Below are 16,801 nucleotides of genomic sequence, written 5' to 3' on the forward strand. Positions count from 1 at the left end.
TATCCGAAAACCGTGCCCCCTATACGGCAAACCTGAATAAACACAAGAACAGTATAAAAATACCAAGCTGATTCAAATTGAATGCAGAAGAGCCCAACAGATTAGATGGCAACGCCACTTTCAGGCGAACACCATCAGAAAACGAGCTGTATTGTCGATTGTTCGTTTAGGCAAAGAAGTTCGAAGGCGATCAGATTTTGTTATCTCAGAGCATCGAAGCGACCGCTATCTAAGCGCTTTGTTAGGCATATACTTTCTGAAAAGCGCATTGGCATTTTACTGGATAGGATCCTGCTGTTTCCTGACAATCTCTACAACGCGCCTATGAGTTTTCTTGTATTGCTCGGGATCTATTCCGCTGCCAATACAATGGAGTTCCTTCCAACCTTTTGCAGTTGTGGGGGCTTCGTTTATCATTTCCCAGAACTTGAGGTTTGCTCCACCTTCAGCTCTGGCCAAAAGTTTCAAAATCTCAGTTACATTGCCTTCGTTAATGCTAGCGAAGGCAAGATCCGCGACCCAATCTGGCAAGTACTCAGTCGTCACGGAGTTGAGTTTTAAAGTATCGAAGAACGACTCTAAATCTCTATTCATACGAAATATGCCTAACGTTCCTAAACATTGGCGCAATGAAGCGCAGCGAAATAGCGTCCAATGCCGCGTTGCTGTTTATGGCTGGCATGAACAGTTTTGGCCTGCTAAGTGTTTGACTCGTGGTGCTCTTTTATACTGCGATAGCACTCTTCACAAATTACAGAAAAATTACAAAATTTGCGAAAGCGTTCTGTCTTATCTTCTTCCTGCGAGAACATATGTTCACAGGCGTAGCACCAACCTTGGAAGTCGCCGGGCTCAGAACTATTTTCGATAAAGCCTAATGGAGCGCCATTATTCTTAACCAAGTGACAGCAAACTGTGACAGCTATACCTTTACCGTGTTTCTCGCAATCTATATCGAAATCTTCAAATCCATTTCTTGACAATTAAGGCCGCAAGCATCGGCAACGAACAGCGGCTCGTCGCCGTTGTCCCCGAGGAGCAAAGCGACGAGTCAATAACTTGCATTGTTATACCTCGCGCTAAGCGAAGAAGTCTGATTTACGAAAAACCAGCGGGCTCAGCTCTGTGGAAGCGACAGGCCCAGATAATTGCGCGATAACCAACACTTGATCATTTAGTTCAGAAGAACTTATTACTTCACAAAGAAATACCCCACTACACTCGCCCACAGCCGGCGTGCCCCAGTCAGTTGAAAACAAAAAAGTCTGATCTTTCTCCACTACAACTTTCTGCTTGCTGCCACCAAATTGGCGTGCAATTTCGGTTTGAGTTTCAGCTAAAAGACTAAGCGTGAACCGGCCTTCTTCGAGTAGTTTTTCAGTACCTAGTGCGCCTTTAGGTACTGAGATCAGAACATGATCCTTTTCAACCTTCGTAAGCCACGCGATAGACATACCGACATAGTCTTCTGCACTTCCACAAAGGACTACACCAACTCCATTTACAAACATAAATCCTCCGTGAGGTATAACGCCGCAAGCACGGGCAAAGGCCAGCGGCTCCGCCGCGTCGTAACACTTGTCACCGCGAGGAGTGAAGCGACGAGTGCTTTGGTTAATTTGATTGTTATATGCCTGAACTGAACCACTGTAGGTTTTGTAGCAGCCATTACCGCTTGGCTCTCAACTCGTTCGCCCGATAGGTAATCATCTTTATGACACGATCACCTGTTTCGATAAGTTCGTCTTTCAACCCAGAATTCCGCTCCAAAATTTCGAGCAAATCCAGAGCGTACTTATCCTTGTATACCAACTTCCAGTTTCCGTCTGCGTGATAGTAGAAAACATGACAAGCTTCGTTGAGAATGAAGTTCACCCTTTCATTATCGGAATTGCTCAGTTCGAATCGGTATTCGACGTTTTCCCACCCAGTATTCTTAGGATATGTTTTATTAGCCACTCCATGCCCCATACGTATAGACAATATGACTCCCACAAAAGGTGCTGACCTCCGCCTTCGTGGGTTAGCTAAAAGCCAGAGCCATAATGTATGTGTCAACAATACAAGCTGGAGGTCAGCATGAATTACAGTAGCATACTTTTTATCGCCTTAGACACGCACAAAACCTTCTCTGAAGTCGCTTATTGTGAAGATCGTCAACGCGCTGAAATTAAACACTTTGGCCGAGTAAACAGCACCAAGGCTGCGCTCTCCAAATTGGCCCGACAATTTACGTCTAAATATCCCAACCACACGCTTCATTTTGTTTACGAAGCCGGCCCTTGCGGTTACTGGATCTACCGCCTCTTAACCAGCCTTGGGCACTCTTGTTACGTCGTTGCCCCTTCCCTTATCCCCAAGAAGCCTGGTGACCGGGTTAAAACCGATCGCAGGGATGCAATTAAGCTCGCCAGTTGTATTCGTAATGGCGATCTCACCCCCATCTACGTACCTGAGCCTGAAGACGAAGCAATACGGGATCTGTCCCGTGCCAGAGAAGCCTGCATGAAGGACCTTAAAGCCGCCAAATATCAGCTCAAGGCGCTGTTATTGCGTAATCACATTCAGTGCACTGTAAAAGATAACTGGTCACCGAAACATCTCCGCTGGCTGACCGAACTAGTGCTTCCCCATCCTGCACAGCAGATCGTGTTACAGGAGTATATTCAAACCGTCTCTGAGCGCATGCGACGACTGGAGCGGTTGGATAATGAACTACTTCACCATGTGAAACGCTGGCGTTACTACCCTGTCGTCAAAGCAATACAGGCGATGCGCGGGGTGCGTCTATTGGTTGCCGTGGGTGTGATCGCAGAGCTGGGCGACTTAACCAGATTTGACCACCCCAGGAAGTTAATGAGTTATCTCGGGTTAGTCCCCAGTGAGCACACCAGCAGTGATAAACGAAAACTGGGGGCAATAACTAAATCCGGTAATCATCGGGCCCGCAGGCTATTGGTTGAAGGGGCACATTCTTATCGCTATGCCGCCAATATCTCCACCGAGATGCAAAAACGACAAGAATCATTAGGTCAGGAGATCATTGATATCGCCTGGCAGGCTCAGCTGCGGCTATGCCGTCGTTATCAGCGGCTAATGAAGCGCGGTAAGCATTACAACGTGGCGATCGCCGCGATCGCCAGAGAGATGATCGCTTATATCTGGGCCATTGCTCGAGAAGTGGTACTCAGTCACGTGGTTCCAGCAAATCGTCTGGCGCGGGTGCCAGCATGACAACAGGTAGTGAGCTGATGCATTGGATCAAGCCACGGGTGTGGCACAACCACCGACGGCGTTAGGATGGCAACCGCGCAAACGGTTGATCCACGAACATAGACTGAAGACAGGTGCCACGGCGGAACAAGTAAGGTAGGCGCTGCTCATGAAAATGAGTAATCCACGGATACCAGCATAGCAACCGACGAAAGTACCGGCTTCATCTGATGTATCAGCTCTTTTTTAGAAGAAAACGATGGCTAGTTTTTTAGCACGGATCAGTGCGTCAAACTTGACAGTGGGAGTCATACCAACGCCGCAAACAGGGGCGAGCGCAGCGAGTCCAGCAGCCGAAAGCTGCTTTACTGCTTTGCATTGTTATGTGTTGATTACTCACGACTTTTTCTCACGGAGAACCCTGTGGCGCCGTAAGTCGTAAAAAAGATTACTGCCATAAAGAGATAGTATTTCGCAGAATTATCCCACAAAGACAAGTTGACCTTGATTATTCCAATATCCCTCGTTGAGCAATTTTCCTGTTGCTCAACAAAACACTTTTCTACTGTATTCGAGATCTTCTCAGCGTAACTTATCTGAAAGCCAACCATAGACAGACACCAAACAGCAGCACCAATAGAAATCGTAGAGATGAATGTTCTATACCTTTTGAGCAATTTCATTGATTACTTTCCAAGAATTCTACGGACACATAACAGTGTATTAGACGGAATTCTCACTAAGCCACAGCGTCCGCCAATCAATTATTTCACCAATATACGCCCTCAACTCTAAAGCTATCAAGCAGTTAGCTCCATGTTTGGGCTGTTTATACACTCATCTGTGCCGGTGAAAGCAGGAATGCGGCGTTATAGGGTTCCTATATGCACGCTAGAGAAAGCTAAATAAGCAATAAAAACAACAAGCTAGTTAGCCATACTTTGGAGATAAGAAGAATGCTGTTCCACATAAAAACAGTTAACAGAAGTATCCATCTCTTATCTAGCCATTAAACATGATCTACACATCACGCATGCTGAGGATTCTCTACATTGCCTGCGCCCGTTGGCTAAAGCCTACAGAGGGCGGGCGTCCGATTTTCCTCTTATCTTTTAAATAAAGCCGTTCAAATCGATACAGATTTAAACCCAAACGCTTCGAGGTAACGTATATCTTTGCGATAACAAACAATTTTGTTTGTCGCCGCAAAGGTAAAACGACTTGCTCGCAACCGACTCACAAAAATATCGGCTAGGCCTGTTTTGGTTCAGTAACGATCTAAGGCTCAAAGATCATCCACTGCTGGTGCGTGCTGCGCAGCAATGCCAACACCTGCTATTCATTTTCATTCAAAGCCCACAGCAGATCCGTGGTAACCGATTTGTTGTCAGCCGCATGAGTGCAGAGAGGCGTCGCTTTCAGTGGCAGACATTGCAGTCACTAAACACCAAGCTGAAAAATTTAGATCAAACCCTGCATTACGCAGAGGGCGAACCAACAGCCATCCTTGACGGCCTGATTGAACAACTTCAACCCGATGCTATCTATCGCGCTCGCCAGGTAGCCAGTGAGGAGCAGCATCCTTGGCAACAACTGCAAAGTCGATTTCCAAACACAACATTTATCAGCGCCGCCGTGCAAAGCATCTACCAACCTGACGAGTTACCAATGAGTGTTGAAGCCCTGCCGGACACCTTCTCCCAGTTTCGCAGGCTGATAGAACAGGCCGCGCCAAGTTATGATGATGCGCAGGTGCTGGCCGCCCCGCCATCACTGCCCCCGCCACCAACAGAAATAGATCAGCAAGGAAGTCAGCCTGCACTTTTACCCGTCGACAAATGGCAGGCCAGGTTAGGCTATTCAAGCACCACAGACGCGTCAGAGGAACCTCAGTTAACCTCCCTGCCCATTAAAGGCGGCGAAGATGCAGCAGCAGACTTTCTGCGTGCCTACTTCCAAACATCAGCAGCCAGTCACTACAAGGAAACCCGCAACGCCCTTGATGGTGAGTTCACCAGCACTCGGTTTTCTCCTTGGTTGGCTAACGGCACGCTTTCTCCGACCCAAGTTTTAGCGGCGCTGGGAAAGTACCAACGTTTGCACGGCAGAAACGAAAGCACCTACTGGATCTGCTTTGAGTTGCTTTGGCGCGAATACTTTCAGCTTTACGCGATCAAGCATGGCAACAAGCTGTTTCAACTTCGCGGGATCACCAATAAACCAGTGACGGGCTGCCTTTATGGCGAAAGGCTTGCCCGCTGGATCAACGGCACCACACCCTACCCTTTAGTGAACGCCAGCATGAATCAACTTAGAGCAACAGGCCTGCTATCAAATCGTGGCAGGCAGATAGTCGCCAGTTGTCTCATTCACGAACTGCAACTCGATTGGCGTGCTGGCGCCTACTACTTCGAGCAACAGCTTTTGGATTATGACGTAGCATCCAACTGGGGCAACTGGCAGTACATCGCTGGCGTGGGTGCAGATCCCCGTCAGGGTCGCCATTTTAATCTCAAAAAACAGCAACAGATGTTCGACCCAGAGGGTGACTACATTGCCAAGTGGCATGGTGATGAGGGTGCCTGCGGTGCAGTTATCGACTCCGTCGATGCAGCAGATTGGCCGGTCTCTGTTCCAGTGAATAAGTGAAGCCGAAGAAGGGTCGCCAATGCACAAGAAAACTCAACTTCCATCTAAGCGCTGCCCGATCTGCGAGCGGCCATTTGACTGGCGTAAAAAATGGGAAAAAGTATGGGATGACGTCAAATACTGCTCTGAACGATGTCGCCGTCAATCAAAACGAAAACCGGCTAACACCAATCCGAGAATAAGTACATGATAGATAAAGCACTGCAGTCAGCCTTAGAACGCGCCCAGACTTACCTTTCCAAGAGAGGCGAACTCGCTGACCAAACTCAGCCGTCTGGCCCTCTGCTACCTACTGAGCGGATCAGACTGATATTGGGTGATCAGCTCAACCCGTCTCATAGCTGGTATCGCTCTGTCGATCCCGGCACGCTCTACCTGATCGCTGAACTGAAACAGGAAACCGGTTACGTCAAACATCATATCCAAAAGATATGTGCCTTTTTCTGTGCCATGGCGGGCTTTGCCAACGCACTAAAAACCGCAGGTCACCAGGTACTTCACCTGACGCTAGACGACACTCACGCCTATGAGAGCCTGCCACCACTGATAAACGACATACTGACGTTCACGGGCGCCAACGGTTTTGAGTTTCAGCGGCCAGATGAGTATCGATTAAAACAGCAACTAGAGACCATGCAGCTACCTGATGGTGTGAGCCGCACCATATGGGACAGTGAACATTTTTTACTCCCGTTCGATGAACTTAACCACTATTTCAAAGTAGATACAGCACACCGCATGGAAACCTTCTATCGGAAAATGCGCCGCCGATATGAGTTGCTGATGAACGGCGATGAACCCGAAGGTGGCCAATGGAATTACGATGCCAACAACAGAGAGAAGCTAAGCCAACAGGAGATCGAAGCGCTGCCTGAGCCACTCTGCTTCGCCAATGATGTCACAGATATCAAGGCACGACTCGACAAACACAAGGTCGAATATTTCGGCAGTTATCATAGCGCCCTGTTGTGGCCAGTTACCCGCCAACAGGGGCTACAATTGCTCGACTATTTTTGTCAGCAGCTACTGCCTAAATTCGGCCGATTTCAGGATGCAATGACCTGCCAGAGCGAAACCAAATGGAGCCTCTATCACTGCCGACTTTCCTTCGCCATGAATGCCAAGCTGTTGCATCCAAAACAGGTGATCGATGCAGCCATTACAGCATACCGGCAAGCAGTCGGCGCCATCACCATTGCCCAGGTGGAGGGTTTCGTGCGTCAAATCCTGGGGTGGCGAGAATATGTTCGCGGCATTTACTGGCTAAACATGCCGCAATACGCAGAAAAAAATGCACTAAATGGCCATAGAACACTGCCAAAGTACTTCTGGGATGGCGAAACTCAGATGCGTTGTATGCGGGAGTCCTTGGGCCAAAGTCTCGAATATGCCTACGGCCACCATATTCAACGCTTGATGGTGATCGGTAACTTTGCACTCATCACAGGTATGGATCCTGACTTAGTAGACGCCTGGTATCTCGGCGTCTATATCGATGCGATTGAATGGGTGGAAATGCCCAACACCCGGGGGATGAGCCAGTTTGCAGACGGAGGCTTACTTGCCAGCAAACCCTACGCTGCTAGCGGAAACTATATCAATAAGATGAGTGATTACTGCGCCAACTGTCATTATCAAGTGAAGCAAAAAACCGGATCGAAAGCCTGCCCGTTTAACGCCCTCTATTGGCACTTTATGAATGAACATCGTGACCGCATCGCCCGCAACCCACGCATCGGTATGGTGTATCGCAACTGGGACAAGATGAGTGATGAAAACCGCACCGCAGTTTTAAGCCAAGCCGGCACCTATCTGGCAGATCTGGATTCGCTTTAACGCAGTTGGCCAGTCTCTTTTAACACCAAAGCGCGAACAAGCATCGTGGTTCAGATGAGGTGATTTTGCTGACCCGCTTTGCTAACCTGGCCAACAAATAAGCATAGCCAAAAATCCCGTGGCGGAGAGGGTGAACCAACAGCCATTTAGCCATCCGTTCGGGTGGGTATCCTGCGAGCATCAGGGAGAGGCTGCCCCCTTCATCTTCTAAACATGCGTTGCTCAAATTCTGCAGGGGCAGAGTAAACAGCAAAAAACTGGAGTCCGTTAGCGACCTAGTCGGGTGGATGATGTCCTCCGCCTTGTTTGACTTTGGTGTCTACTGAATCGGGTCAACTACATTTCCCGCTTGAACAGCTTGTTATGTGTACTTACGTCACTGTAATGATTAAGAATATTGAAAATAATGACACAAAGAAATTTATAACAAAACAGTTTTTCCTGATTAAACCCCAAATAGAAAATAATAATGAAGCAATAGCAAAAACTTTGTAGCTGTATAATAAAGAAAGTAGATCAAATAATACTGGATTTAAGTTGTCATCGAGTTTAGCCGTATTTTGAAAAAGTACATCCCAATGTAGAACAGAATAAAAATAGCAAAGTAAAAGGCTAAAGCCAAAAAACATGACTGCATTATAAGTGGGGAAAAACCTATTCCTTATTAACTCTAAAATGCTCAATTTAGCTCCGAACCTTCGGTACACATAACGCCTCATTCTAGCGAATCCCCTCATAATCCCTAGGAAATTCATAAAAGTAGACGCGCACCCCGTGGTTTGATCTAATTAATTTCGCCAAAAACAAATCCTATCTCACCCTGCACGGAGGCAGTCGGGATTCGCGAAGTTCAAATCCTACACCAAATGCTTGCACAACAGTGTCCGCAAATTCACAAAAAACGCCTGAGTTCCCTGATAGTTGCCACACAATCGTTGCTTGATGGCGACAGCTTGTCATTGACTGAATTAGGCCGGAACATTGAGGGGCGTGTGGCGCCCAAGCACAACATTAAACGGATGGACCGGTTTTTGGGCAATCATCATCTGAATAACGAACGATTGGCGGTATATCAGTGGCACGCGCGGCAGCTATGTGGTGCCAATCCCATGCCGGTTGTTTTGGTGGATTGGGCTGATGTGCGGGAGCAGTTACGAATGATGACATTGCGGGCTTCTGTCTCGGTGAAAGGACGCTCGATAACGCTCGCGATTTAAAAAGCCCGCAATACGGCTTTGGCTTGCGTCATAGTCGCTCGCGCTGTCCGCGCCGTTACGATGTACTGCTGCTAATCGCCATGCTCGCAGAAATCATGCTTTGGTGGTTAGGCTTGGTGGCGCAACAGATTGGATGGCAACGCCACTTTCAGGCGAATACCATCAGAAAGCGAGCTGGGTTGTCGATTGTTCGTTTAGGCAAAGAAGTTCGAAGGCGATCAGATTTTGTTATCTCAGAGCAGCGAATGCGCTGGGCTATCAATGAATTGGTAAGGCTGGTTCACACCGCTGGATTGGAGGATTTATGAGGGGATCCTCCAGCGATCGCATAATAGGCGGTGTAAATTGGACTGCTTCTTGCGGTTCTTCTTTGTAATAAAGCGGCTGGCTTACATCATCCTTTTAATGCATTTGTTATGCTTTTGATTTTGCACTGCGATATTTATTTATCAACTTGCTCCCCCCCAAAACCACACCAATGTAAGTGAATAATATCGTAGGGCTTACTCCACCAAAAAAGCTTACAGCCATTTGTGAAGAAGGTACCTGTGATATAAATGCCAATGGTCTTGGTAGCATATTTAAAAAACCAATATCAAAAGAGTTATATGGGATCCAGATAAACGGAATGCTTCCCAACATAGCAAGCAAAGGGTATAAGATCCCACCAGAGCCCCCTGAGGAAAACAAATATGGGGTATAACCAAGATAGAATGGTGTGAATAGTAATAGCGGAGAAACAGCAAGCCTTACAGAAATTTTACTGTTATATTTCCCGAATACGCCCCCATGAAAACTAAACAACCACCACAGAGGTAAAAAAATTGCTTCAAAAACAATTGAAACCCAATATCTATTACTTCGCTCCCATTGAAGATCAAAACTATCGAGAGCACTAGCTGTATTTTCTTGATTTTTACTTTGGTTACTAATTGCGTCTATAAACTCTTCTTTATTTGAATCTACGGTTTCTTTAGCCTTTAGACAGCTTAACCTTCGAGTATTTTTTCCACTGAGGCTATCATTTCTCCCCATAGATTGAACTGAACTTTCAATTTTAACGTCAAGAAGCTTAAAAACATCCTCAGTTTGTTTAAGTAGAGACTGCTTACTCACTTTATAAACATGACGCCCATGATGTTCTTGGTAATAGTAGAAGTACCAATCTCCCTTATTGGGAAAAATTCCTGTCCAGTGCGCATAAGGGAAATACCCATCAAATGCTTCAAGCTCTACTCCACAAGCAAACTCCCAATAATCTTCCGCATCACCAGTGGGAATAGGAATTCGCTTTTGAGAAAAGAATGCTAATAGCCCCAATATAAGAACTACAAAAAAAACTGGAAAAACACGTTTAATGCGGAGACTCCTTAGAAAGCTTAAGCTTCACGAATGGGCTGGCTAAGCCAGTCCCACGGAGGCCGCGCTTTTCAGCGGCCGGAGTGCAATTGCGTGACTTGTTAAAAGGCATTACGCCCTTATCCGACTGAGTAGCCCTGACAAAGCTTTGTTACCAATAACAAGCACCAAACCTAAAGTCAGCTCGGCAATAGTGGCTATAAAAGCGGCCTGGTCATGCGGTGTAAACGATGCCCCGTAACCCAACTGAGAGGAAAGCTCATGGTTCAGACTTACGTAGTACACACAATCGGCAGCAGAGAAACAAAGTATGTAGACACCGATCGCGGATATGCATGCTGAGTTGAGATTTTGAAAATACTCAGGACTCTCTTCGCCTTTAGCCGAGTCAGGAACTACAACGCCAATAATTGATCTTGGGAACAACCATAAAGCCACTGCCAACAAGAGCTTAATCGCGTTTGGTATGACGTAAGAGGTCCAAAACAGAGTTTGCATGGTCTCGCTTTCCATAGCACCCATTCCCGCATACTGGAGTGGAAAGCTCTCAAGGACATTCAGCGCTAAAACTATAGCAGTGACCCGTAGCACGATAATCAAAATACTAAGATGTGTCATGACTTCCTTTTGCCTTTTAACGCCTTAAACAGGGAGCAAGTTAACGGCAAAGCCGCGCTGTTTAAATTGTCCCAATGGTTTTTCTTGTTAGCTGTCATCGCAATCAGACGGGCTAATCACAACCACAGCAGCCAACTTTCCGCAACAGTCAGTGTATTCGTACTTTAGCAGCACACCGCTTTCATAGAACTGTTTCGTTTCCTCTGCTTCACAGTATGCGGATGCCAAATCCTCTTGAATTAGAGAAGCAAAGTTGGATGAGGTCAATTCATCTGCATTGTATTTAGTAACGGTGTACCGATATACAAAAGTATTCTCTTCGACAAGCGTTTCATCTAGGCGAGTATCAGGGTCAACCATCAGGGGTAAGCTCTGATTTGTATGCTCTGAGATAGAGAGTAAATCACTTTGAGAAAGTTCGCCGTCTATACTCATCAATGACTTAACGGCCGCATTCTGGCCAAACATCACTAGAACGGCTATCAAGGTTAGTCCTACGATGTACGGATTGAACTTCATATTATCCTGACAACTAACGCCCAAAACAAAGGCTAGTGGGGCGAGTCCAGCCCGCTTGCGGGCGATTTTGGTTTTGCTTGTTAGGCTTCATCACTCATCTGCTTCCGGCTCATGATACAAATCCCACCACACTTCGACGCCGGCTTCAGCCAGGCCGAGCATTTGTTGCGGGGAAATCGTTGGGCCTCCCTGCGTATAGCCATACATAACAGCTACATCCGTCTCGCAACCACTTTCGCGAAGCTGCCCCAACGAAGAACTGTCTTTTAGTGGACCGGCCAATAAGACTTCTAGGTGACGGCGACAATCGCGCGAGTGGCTGAGCTCTTTGGTGGAGTAAAACCAGCCACTCCATGCATGGGTTTTACTCTTTGCTGAGGGATGTTGCGTTCGCACCTCACCCTTCTTGAAACTGCGCGTTGGCTCAAAACCAATGAGCGTAGAGATCTGCTCGGGATCCAGCACCTTCGAGGTAATCCTCAAAGTGGCATATGTACCGGTGCAGGTGGCGTACTCATCGTCAATCTCGTGCAATCGTATACCCTTGAAGCCTAACGTTTGTGGCACGAGTGAGGAACGAATCCCGTGCCCGCACTTGTTACATTGTGAATGTCACTCATCGCGGAGTCTATTTCGAGCAGCCTCAATTATCTGAATCCAATTCTTATCGAAGGGCTCTGCAAGCTGTTTCTCAAAGACACAAGTTAGATTCCAAAGTGCTCTTTCCTCAGCTTGATCCTGAATGGAGAGTTTATCCTCATTTGAAAATCTCGAAAGGAAATCAAATAAGACGAGAGCTTCATCTTTTGTCACTTTAAGTGTTACTTCGTCCATAGTTCCTTCATGCAATGTAACGCCTCACTCAGGCGCTCATTTTGAGTAGTGTTTTTGTGCAATAATTTGGAGCTTGCGACACCTGCACAAAAACGGCGTAGCAAAATGTGTCGCTTGAAGTGACTTGTTATGTGTTTAATTTAACTCGAACTTCTTTACTGTGCTTGATTTTCCAACGAGCTTTCAATTTACTGAAGTCGTGAGAATGATCTCTGATAAATATGAAATACTCGTCACAATATGCTCGCTTAGAAAAAACTTCATGCAAGTGATTAACAAAAGCATCCGCTAGCTCTCTAGAATCAAGGTAAATACGTTTATGGGTCAATCGAGCAGAAGTGCTAACCCCTAAAGTTATCATCGTATCTTCGTTACATTCCCAATGACTATCCTGTAGATTCTTAGGTGCAGATCGATTTGGAATCTTCACTTCAATAGTAAAACATCTCATTTTTTCAGGATCATAGTTCATATTACTGACTCAACTCTGAGTGACACATAACAGTGTTTTAGACGGAATTCTCACTAAGCCACAGCGTCCGCCAATCAATTATCTCACCAATATACGCTCTCAACTTTATATCTATCAAGCAGTTAGCTCAATGTTTGGGCTGTTTATACACTATCCTGTGCCGGTGAAAGCGAGAATGCGGCGTTATAGAGTTCCTATATGCACGCTAGAGAAAGCTAAATAATAAATAAAAACAGCAAGCTAGTTAGCCATACCTTGTAGATAAGAAGAATGCCGTTCCGTATAAAAACAGTTAGCAGGGCTATCCATCTCTTAGCTAGCCATTAAACATAACCTACACATCACACATGCTGCGGATTCGTGGCATAGCCTGAGCCCTTCGGGGCTTGCGCCTGTTGAGTGAAGCCACTCGGGGTTTCCTGTAATGCCTCAATCGCCTGATCAAATGAGACAAACACCTCCTCTAACGCTTGCGTGGCAATGTCAAAATACGCGTTAGCGCTGACGGTAGGACGATCGGTAATCACCTCTTGCGCTAACACCTGCAATAAGTTGCTCAACGCAGTTTTATTCATTGCCCGTTCAACGGCGACAAAATCAGCAATCGCTTTTTGCAAGTAAGCCAGACGGATCCGATCCACGCTATCGCACTGACCAGACGCCGCTACCCCGGTACCAATCGCACGTGCTTGGCCGATATGTTCAGCGGTTACCAGTAATGACTGCCACAAATAACGGATAGAGCGCCCCTGCTGATCTTTAAGCTCGTATAAGCGGTGGGCTTCACCACAGTCATCAACCAGATAAAGCAGGTTGGTGATCAACTTGTTGTGTTGTTCTAAATTATTGGCGGAGGTTTGATTGTTGAAACCAGTAGACAGGCGCTGCCAGTGGCGTTCAATGCCTTGCCACTCAGGGTTGTCTGCCAACCAGCTATCGCTAAGCTGCAGCTGCCGGATCAGCCGTGTGGTTTTACCCTGCAACGGCAGTATGCGTTTGTTCAGGCCACTGTCACCACACAGGTAACCGTTGGTTAAACCACGATGTTGCTGAATGAGAGTCAACAGCTGGCGGAAGCTCTTAAGCCATGCCAGGCCATCGCTCACCCGTTCCGTCATCACTTGCTTATTACGCAGGTGCACCCAACTGATCACCAGAACGAGGAACAACAAGGCAGTAACCAAGGTAACGACAATTGAGATATCAATGTGAGTATTCAGCATGTTCAAGCCTCCATGCGGGTGATGTTTTGCAAATGATCTGCAACGCTGGCGTTTTGCTTCGCCATAAATGCGTTACGCTCGGCGGTAACCGCCACCTGCTCCATGTTCTGGGATATCTCCCGTGTGGCAATCGCCTGTTGTTCGGACGCCGTAGCAATACCACCGATTTGGTCAGAGACCTGTTCTGTTGCTAATACAATGGCCTCTAATGACGCGTAAGCTGCATCAACGCTGTGCTGACACTGTTCAGTTGATCCCAACGCCTGCAGCATCTGCTGGCCGACCTCAGACATGCTGCTGGTGACTTCGGTTACCTGCTTGGTAATTGCATTGGCGGATTCATGGCTGCGCTGTGCCAGCCCCCTCACCTCATCAGCAACCACACTGAAGCCTCGACCATGTTCACCGGCACGCGCGGCTTCAATCGCTGCATTCAAGGCTAATAAGTTAGTTTGCTCGGCGATCTCACGAATGAAGCGCGACATAGAGACAATCGCCCCCAGTTTTTCATCCAGTGCCTTCAAGCTTTCTCCAGTACAAATTACGCTTTGGTTGACGCTGACAACTTGTTCTCTGGTTTTGGTCAGTTCGGCGCGCCCCTGATGGCATAACTGACTGCTGTTTTCGACTGCATCCCGAGTCACTTCGATACGGTGGGACACATCGTCGATACTCTGGCTGATCTCGGTGGCGGCAGAGGCGGATGACGTGGTGGCGTCAGACTGCTGCTGACAATGGCTTGCCACCTCAATGGCGTTGCTGGCTAGCTCTTTGGCTGAGAATCCCATTTCGGCACTGACAGATTTAATGGCTGACAACTCACGTTGAGCGTGGCGTACCAGATCATCAATTAACGGATAGAGGGCTTGCAGCGGCCCGGAGTTTACCGAGTCAATATCCTTGGTCTTACCCGCTTTGACGTCAAGCAAGATTGATTCAAAGCTATTTTGGTCACGCTCAATAGCGGCAAAAACACGCCATGAGAACAGTGCTGAGAGGATAAACACACACAACGCATATTGACCAAGATTCATTACGATAAGTAACAGGCCAATGGCGATTGCCGTTACTTGTATACGTGATGCCCCACGAACTCCTAAAGATTGCAGATACCTATCCATCTGACGCTCCCTCGTTTAAAGGCGGTTGTTGCTTTCCCCTAACCAGAGCAAGAGCTATTCCAGCCTTGATAAAAAGCACCTAAAAACATTCTAACCAACTGACTTAATTAGCATTAAATAGAAGAGAAGAACAACCAATGGAATTTCATGAACAGCAGCTAACCCTAAATGAATAGTGTCAGGTTATTTTACAATCACTAGAAGTAGGCGAGCGCACCAGAACGGTGCCAGTAAAAATTGCAGCAGGTAAAGAACCATTAATAGGCAAACATAAACGCAACTGGCGTACTTGTTTTCGCCTCATTCAAAAACATACAGATGCATCACCTAAGCTATTTACGAAACACTTTACCCAACTTCTCCAGTTCTAAGGCGATGCCATCCAACAAACTCTCTTGCTGGAGTTCTTTGTGCTTGCGAGCAAGGGACTTAATGCAGGCGTACTGCACGGCATTAACGATGGCGCCTCCCGCCAACTCATAACGCGCCAGTGATTTGGGTAAATTGTCCCCCTGCTGCCAAGGCAGCGCCTCTGGTAGGTTATTGCGCCAGATCGCTTCTCGCTCCTGCTCCGTTGGGAAGGGAAAATGCACCACGCTATTAAAACGTCGTAAGAAGGCATCATCCATATTGGTCTTGAAGTTGGATGCAAGAATAATCAAGCCATCAAACTCTTCTATTTTTTGCAGCAAAAATGACACTTCCTGATTGGCGTAGCGGTCATGGGCATCATTGACTGCCGTGCGCTTACCAAAGAGCGCATCCGCCTCATCGAAAAACAGGATCCAACCCTGACCATCGGCAGTATCGAACAGCTTAGCCAGGTTCTTTTCAGTTTCACCAATGTACTTGGAAACAACCGTAGACAGGTCAACCCGGTATACCGACCGGTTAGTTGCTTCGCCCAGCAGCGTTGCTGTTAATGTTTTTCCGGTACCCGATGGCCCATAAAACAGCGCCCGATGCCCCGGTTTTAATTTCCGTGCCATCTGCCAGTCAGCCATCATGGTGGCGTTGTAACTGATCCAATCTTTAATATCTTCGATACGGTTCATCACCGCGTCTGGCAACACCAGCTCGTCCCACGCCAGGTGGGTAGTGATCTTTTGCGCCGGAAATGCCGAACTAAAATCAGGCTCAGGGCTGTGCCCCACCGTAAACTGTTCGACCTTGTCAGCATCCATGGTCAGCCGTCCACTCAAATAAGACTGCCCCGTATCGGGGGCTTCCAATCGCACAATGTTTTGCTGTGCCAACCAGTGCTGGCTTGCCAACAGCTGTTGTACTTGAAATCGCCTGTCCAGATCCCCGCCCGCCAACAGATAAAGCGCTGTTTCTCCGGTCGGTTGAAACAGCCGGTGTTCATTCTGACGGCTACCACCAAATTCCGCTGGCGCACCATGCTCAAAATGCGCTTCGAATATTTGGTCGAAAAAACAGCCTTGCACATGGGGCACCAAGGCCAGTAGGAGGATCACGTACTCTTCAAAGCTGGGTTGGTGCGCTTCGATAAACAACGAAAAGCTGGAGCCATCTTGATAGAACGCCAACGGCGGTAACTCAACCTCATCGGCAATCGCCGCTTGATCCCTATCCTCACCTGACACTTGTTGCTGCTCATGCAACTTTATCCGTGCCAAAAACACCTGCTTCAAATATGCAAAGCCGTGTTCAAGGTTGGCGGCGTTGGTAACGAGTAAGGAGCCCGGGGGCACTTGTTCCATCATCAGCTTTGCACTC

14 protein-coding genes and 1 pseudogene are annotated in these 16,801 nt (G+C 47.4%); 5 read left to right on the forward strand and 10 right to left on the reverse strand.

Annotated features, from left to right (window positions below):
- Positions 1–276: 276 nt before the first annotated feature.
- The gene (locus EXY25_RS04105) at positions 277–594 is read right to left on the reverse strand and encodes a hypothetical protein (RefSeq protein ID WP_130565807.1); all 318 of its coding nucleotides are present in this window, start codon (positions 592–594) and stop codon (positions 277–279) included.
- A gap of 485 nt (positions 595–1,079) precedes the next feature.
- On the reverse strand, positions 1,080–1,511 hold the full coding sequence (locus EXY25_RS04115; RefSeq protein WP_130565809.1) for a flavin reductase: 432 nt from the start codon (positions 1,509–1,511) through the stop codon (positions 1,080–1,082).
- 568 nt (positions 1,512–2,079) lie between these two features.
- Between EXY25_RS04115 and EXY25_RS04120 the strand changes: the two genes are divergently transcribed.
- From EXY25_RS04120 to EXY25_RS04140, 5 genes and pseudogenes are all read left to right on the forward strand, one after another.
- Positions 2,080–3,234 (forward strand): IS110 family RNA-guided transposase, encoded by a 1,155-nt coding sequence (locus tag EXY25_RS04120; RefSeq protein WP_130565810.1) that lies wholly within the window; start codon positions 2,080–2,082, stop codon positions 3,232–3,234.
- Between the two features lie 1,200 nt (positions 3,235–4,434).
- Positions 4,435–5,862 (forward strand): DASH family cryptochrome, encoded by a 1,428-nt coding sequence (locus EXY25_RS04125; RefSeq protein WP_207232101.1) that lies wholly within the window; start codon positions 4,435–4,437, stop codon positions 5,860–5,862.
- Between the two features lie 19 nt (positions 5,863–5,881).
- On the forward strand, positions 5,882–6,052 hold the full coding sequence (locus EXY25_RS04130; RefSeq protein WP_130565811.1) for a DUF2256 domain-containing protein: 171 nt from the start codon (positions 5,882–5,884) through the stop codon (positions 6,050–6,052).
- Positions 6,049–7,698, forward strand: a complete 1,650-nt coding sequence (locus tag EXY25_RS04135) for a cryptochrome/photolyase family protein (protein ID WP_130565812.1) — start codon at positions 6,049–6,051, stop codon at positions 7,696–7,698. Before EXY25_RS04130 ends, EXY25_RS04135 begins: the two co-directional genes overlap by 4 nt.
- 839 nt (positions 7,699–8,537) lie before the next feature.
- Positions 8,538–9,223 (forward strand): annotated as a pseudogene (locus EXY25_RS04140) (transposase family protein).
- 106 nt (positions 9,224–9,329) lie between these two features.
- Here the strand turns inward: EXY25_RS04140 and EXY25_RS04145 are convergent.
- The 8 genes from EXY25_RS04145 to EXY25_RS04180 form a co-directional block, all read right to left on the reverse strand.
- Positions 9,330–10,235, reverse strand: a complete 906-nt coding sequence (locus EXY25_RS04145; protein WP_130565813.1) for a hypothetical protein — start codon at positions 10,233–10,235, stop codon at positions 9,330–9,332.
- Positions 10,236–10,385: 150 nt separating this feature from the next.
- Positions 10,386–10,892: a hypothetical protein gene (locus tag EXY25_RS04150; RefSeq protein ID WP_130565814.1), complete on the reverse strand. Its 507-nt coding sequence runs from the start codon at positions 10,890–10,892 to the stop codon at positions 10,386–10,388.
- A gap of 87 nt (positions 10,893–10,979) precedes the next feature.
- On the reverse strand, positions 10,980–11,411 hold the full coding sequence (locus EXY25_RS04155; protein ID WP_130565815.1) for a hypothetical protein: 432 nt from the start codon (positions 11,409–11,411) through the stop codon (positions 10,980–10,982).
- Positions 11,412–11,501: 90 nt separating this feature from the next.
- Entirely contained in the window at positions 11,502–11,945 is a 444-nt protein-coding gene (locus EXY25_RS04160; RefSeq protein WP_165419254.1) for a DUF4279 domain-containing protein, read from the reverse strand.
- A 78-nt stretch (positions 11,946–12,023) separates the two neighbouring features.
- The gene (locus EXY25_RS04165; protein WP_130565817.1) at positions 12,024–12,245 is read right to left on the reverse strand and encodes a hypothetical protein; all 222 of its coding nucleotides are present in this window, start codon (positions 12,243–12,245) and stop codon (positions 12,024–12,026) included.
- Positions 12,246–13,058: 813 nt separating this feature from the next.
- Positions 13,059–13,940 carry a nitrate- and nitrite sensing domain-containing protein gene (locus tag EXY25_RS04170; protein WP_130565818.1) on the reverse strand — a complete coding sequence of 294 codons (882 nt, stop codon included), beginning with the start codon at positions 13,938–13,940 and terminating at the stop codon, positions 13,059–13,061.
- 2 nt (positions 13,941–13,942) lie between these two features.
- Positions 13,943–15,061 (reverse strand): methyl-accepting chemotaxis protein, encoded by a 1,119-nt coding sequence (locus EXY25_RS04175; RefSeq protein ID WP_130565819.1) that lies wholly within the window; start codon positions 15,059–15,061, stop codon positions 13,943–13,945.
- A gap of 332 nt (positions 15,062–15,393) precedes the next feature.
- Positions 15,394–16,788 (reverse strand): ATP-binding protein, encoded by a 1,395-nt coding sequence (locus tag EXY25_RS04180; protein WP_165419255.1) that lies wholly within the window; start codon positions 16,786–16,788, stop codon positions 15,394–15,396.
- Between the last annotated feature and the right edge of the window lie 13 nt (positions 16,789–16,801).

It is taken from the genome of Corallincola spongiicola, from assembly GCF_004284785.1.
Taxonomy (GTDB): domain Bacteria; phylum Pseudomonadota; class Gammaproteobacteria; order Enterobacterales; family Neiellaceae; genus Corallincola; species Corallincola holothuriorum.

Bases quoted from the DNA above. Each gene is read 5' to 3' on its own strand.
- EXY25_RS04105 (WP_130565807.1), bottom strand. From the start codon at position 594: ATGAATAGAGATTTAGAGTCGTTCTTCGATACTTTAAAACTCAACTCC.
- EXY25_RS04115 (WP_130565809.1), bottom strand. From the start codon at position 1,511: ATGTTTGTAAATGGAGTTGGTGTAGTCCTTTGTGGAAGTGCAGAAGAC.
- EXY25_RS04120 (WP_130565810.1), top strand. From the start codon at position 2,080: ATGAATTACAGTAGCATACTTTTTATCGCCTTAGACACGCACAAAACC.
- EXY25_RS04130 (WP_130565811.1), top strand. From the start codon at position 5,882: ATGCACAAGAAAACTCAACTTCCATCTAAGCGCTGCCCGATCTGCGAG.
- EXY25_RS04135 (WP_130565812.1), top strand. From the start codon at position 6,049: ATGATAGATAAAGCACTGCAGTCAGCCTTAGAACGCGCCCAGACTTAC.
- EXY25_RS04150 (WP_130565814.1), bottom strand. From the start codon at position 10,892: ATGACACATCTTAGTATTTTGATTATCGTGCTACGGGTCACTGCTATA.
- EXY25_RS04155 (WP_130565815.1), bottom strand. From the start codon at position 11,411: ATGAAGTTCAATCCGTACATCGTAGGACTAACCTTGATAGCCGTTCTA.
- EXY25_RS04165 (WP_130565817.1), bottom strand. From the start codon at position 12,245: ATGGACGAAGTAACACTTAAAGTGACAAAAGATGAAGCTCTCGTCTTA.
- EXY25_RS04170 (WP_130565818.1), bottom strand. From the start codon at position 13,940: ATGCTGAATACTCACATTGATATCTCAATTGTCGTTACCTTGGTTACT.
- EXY25_RS04175 (WP_130565819.1), bottom strand. From the start codon at position 15,061: ATGGATAGGTATCTGCAATCTTTAGGAGTTCGTGGGGCATCACGTATA.
- EXY25_RS04180 (WP_165419255.1), bottom strand. From the start codon at position 16,788: ATGATGGAACAAGTGCCCCCGGGCTCCTTACTCGTTACCAACGCCGCC.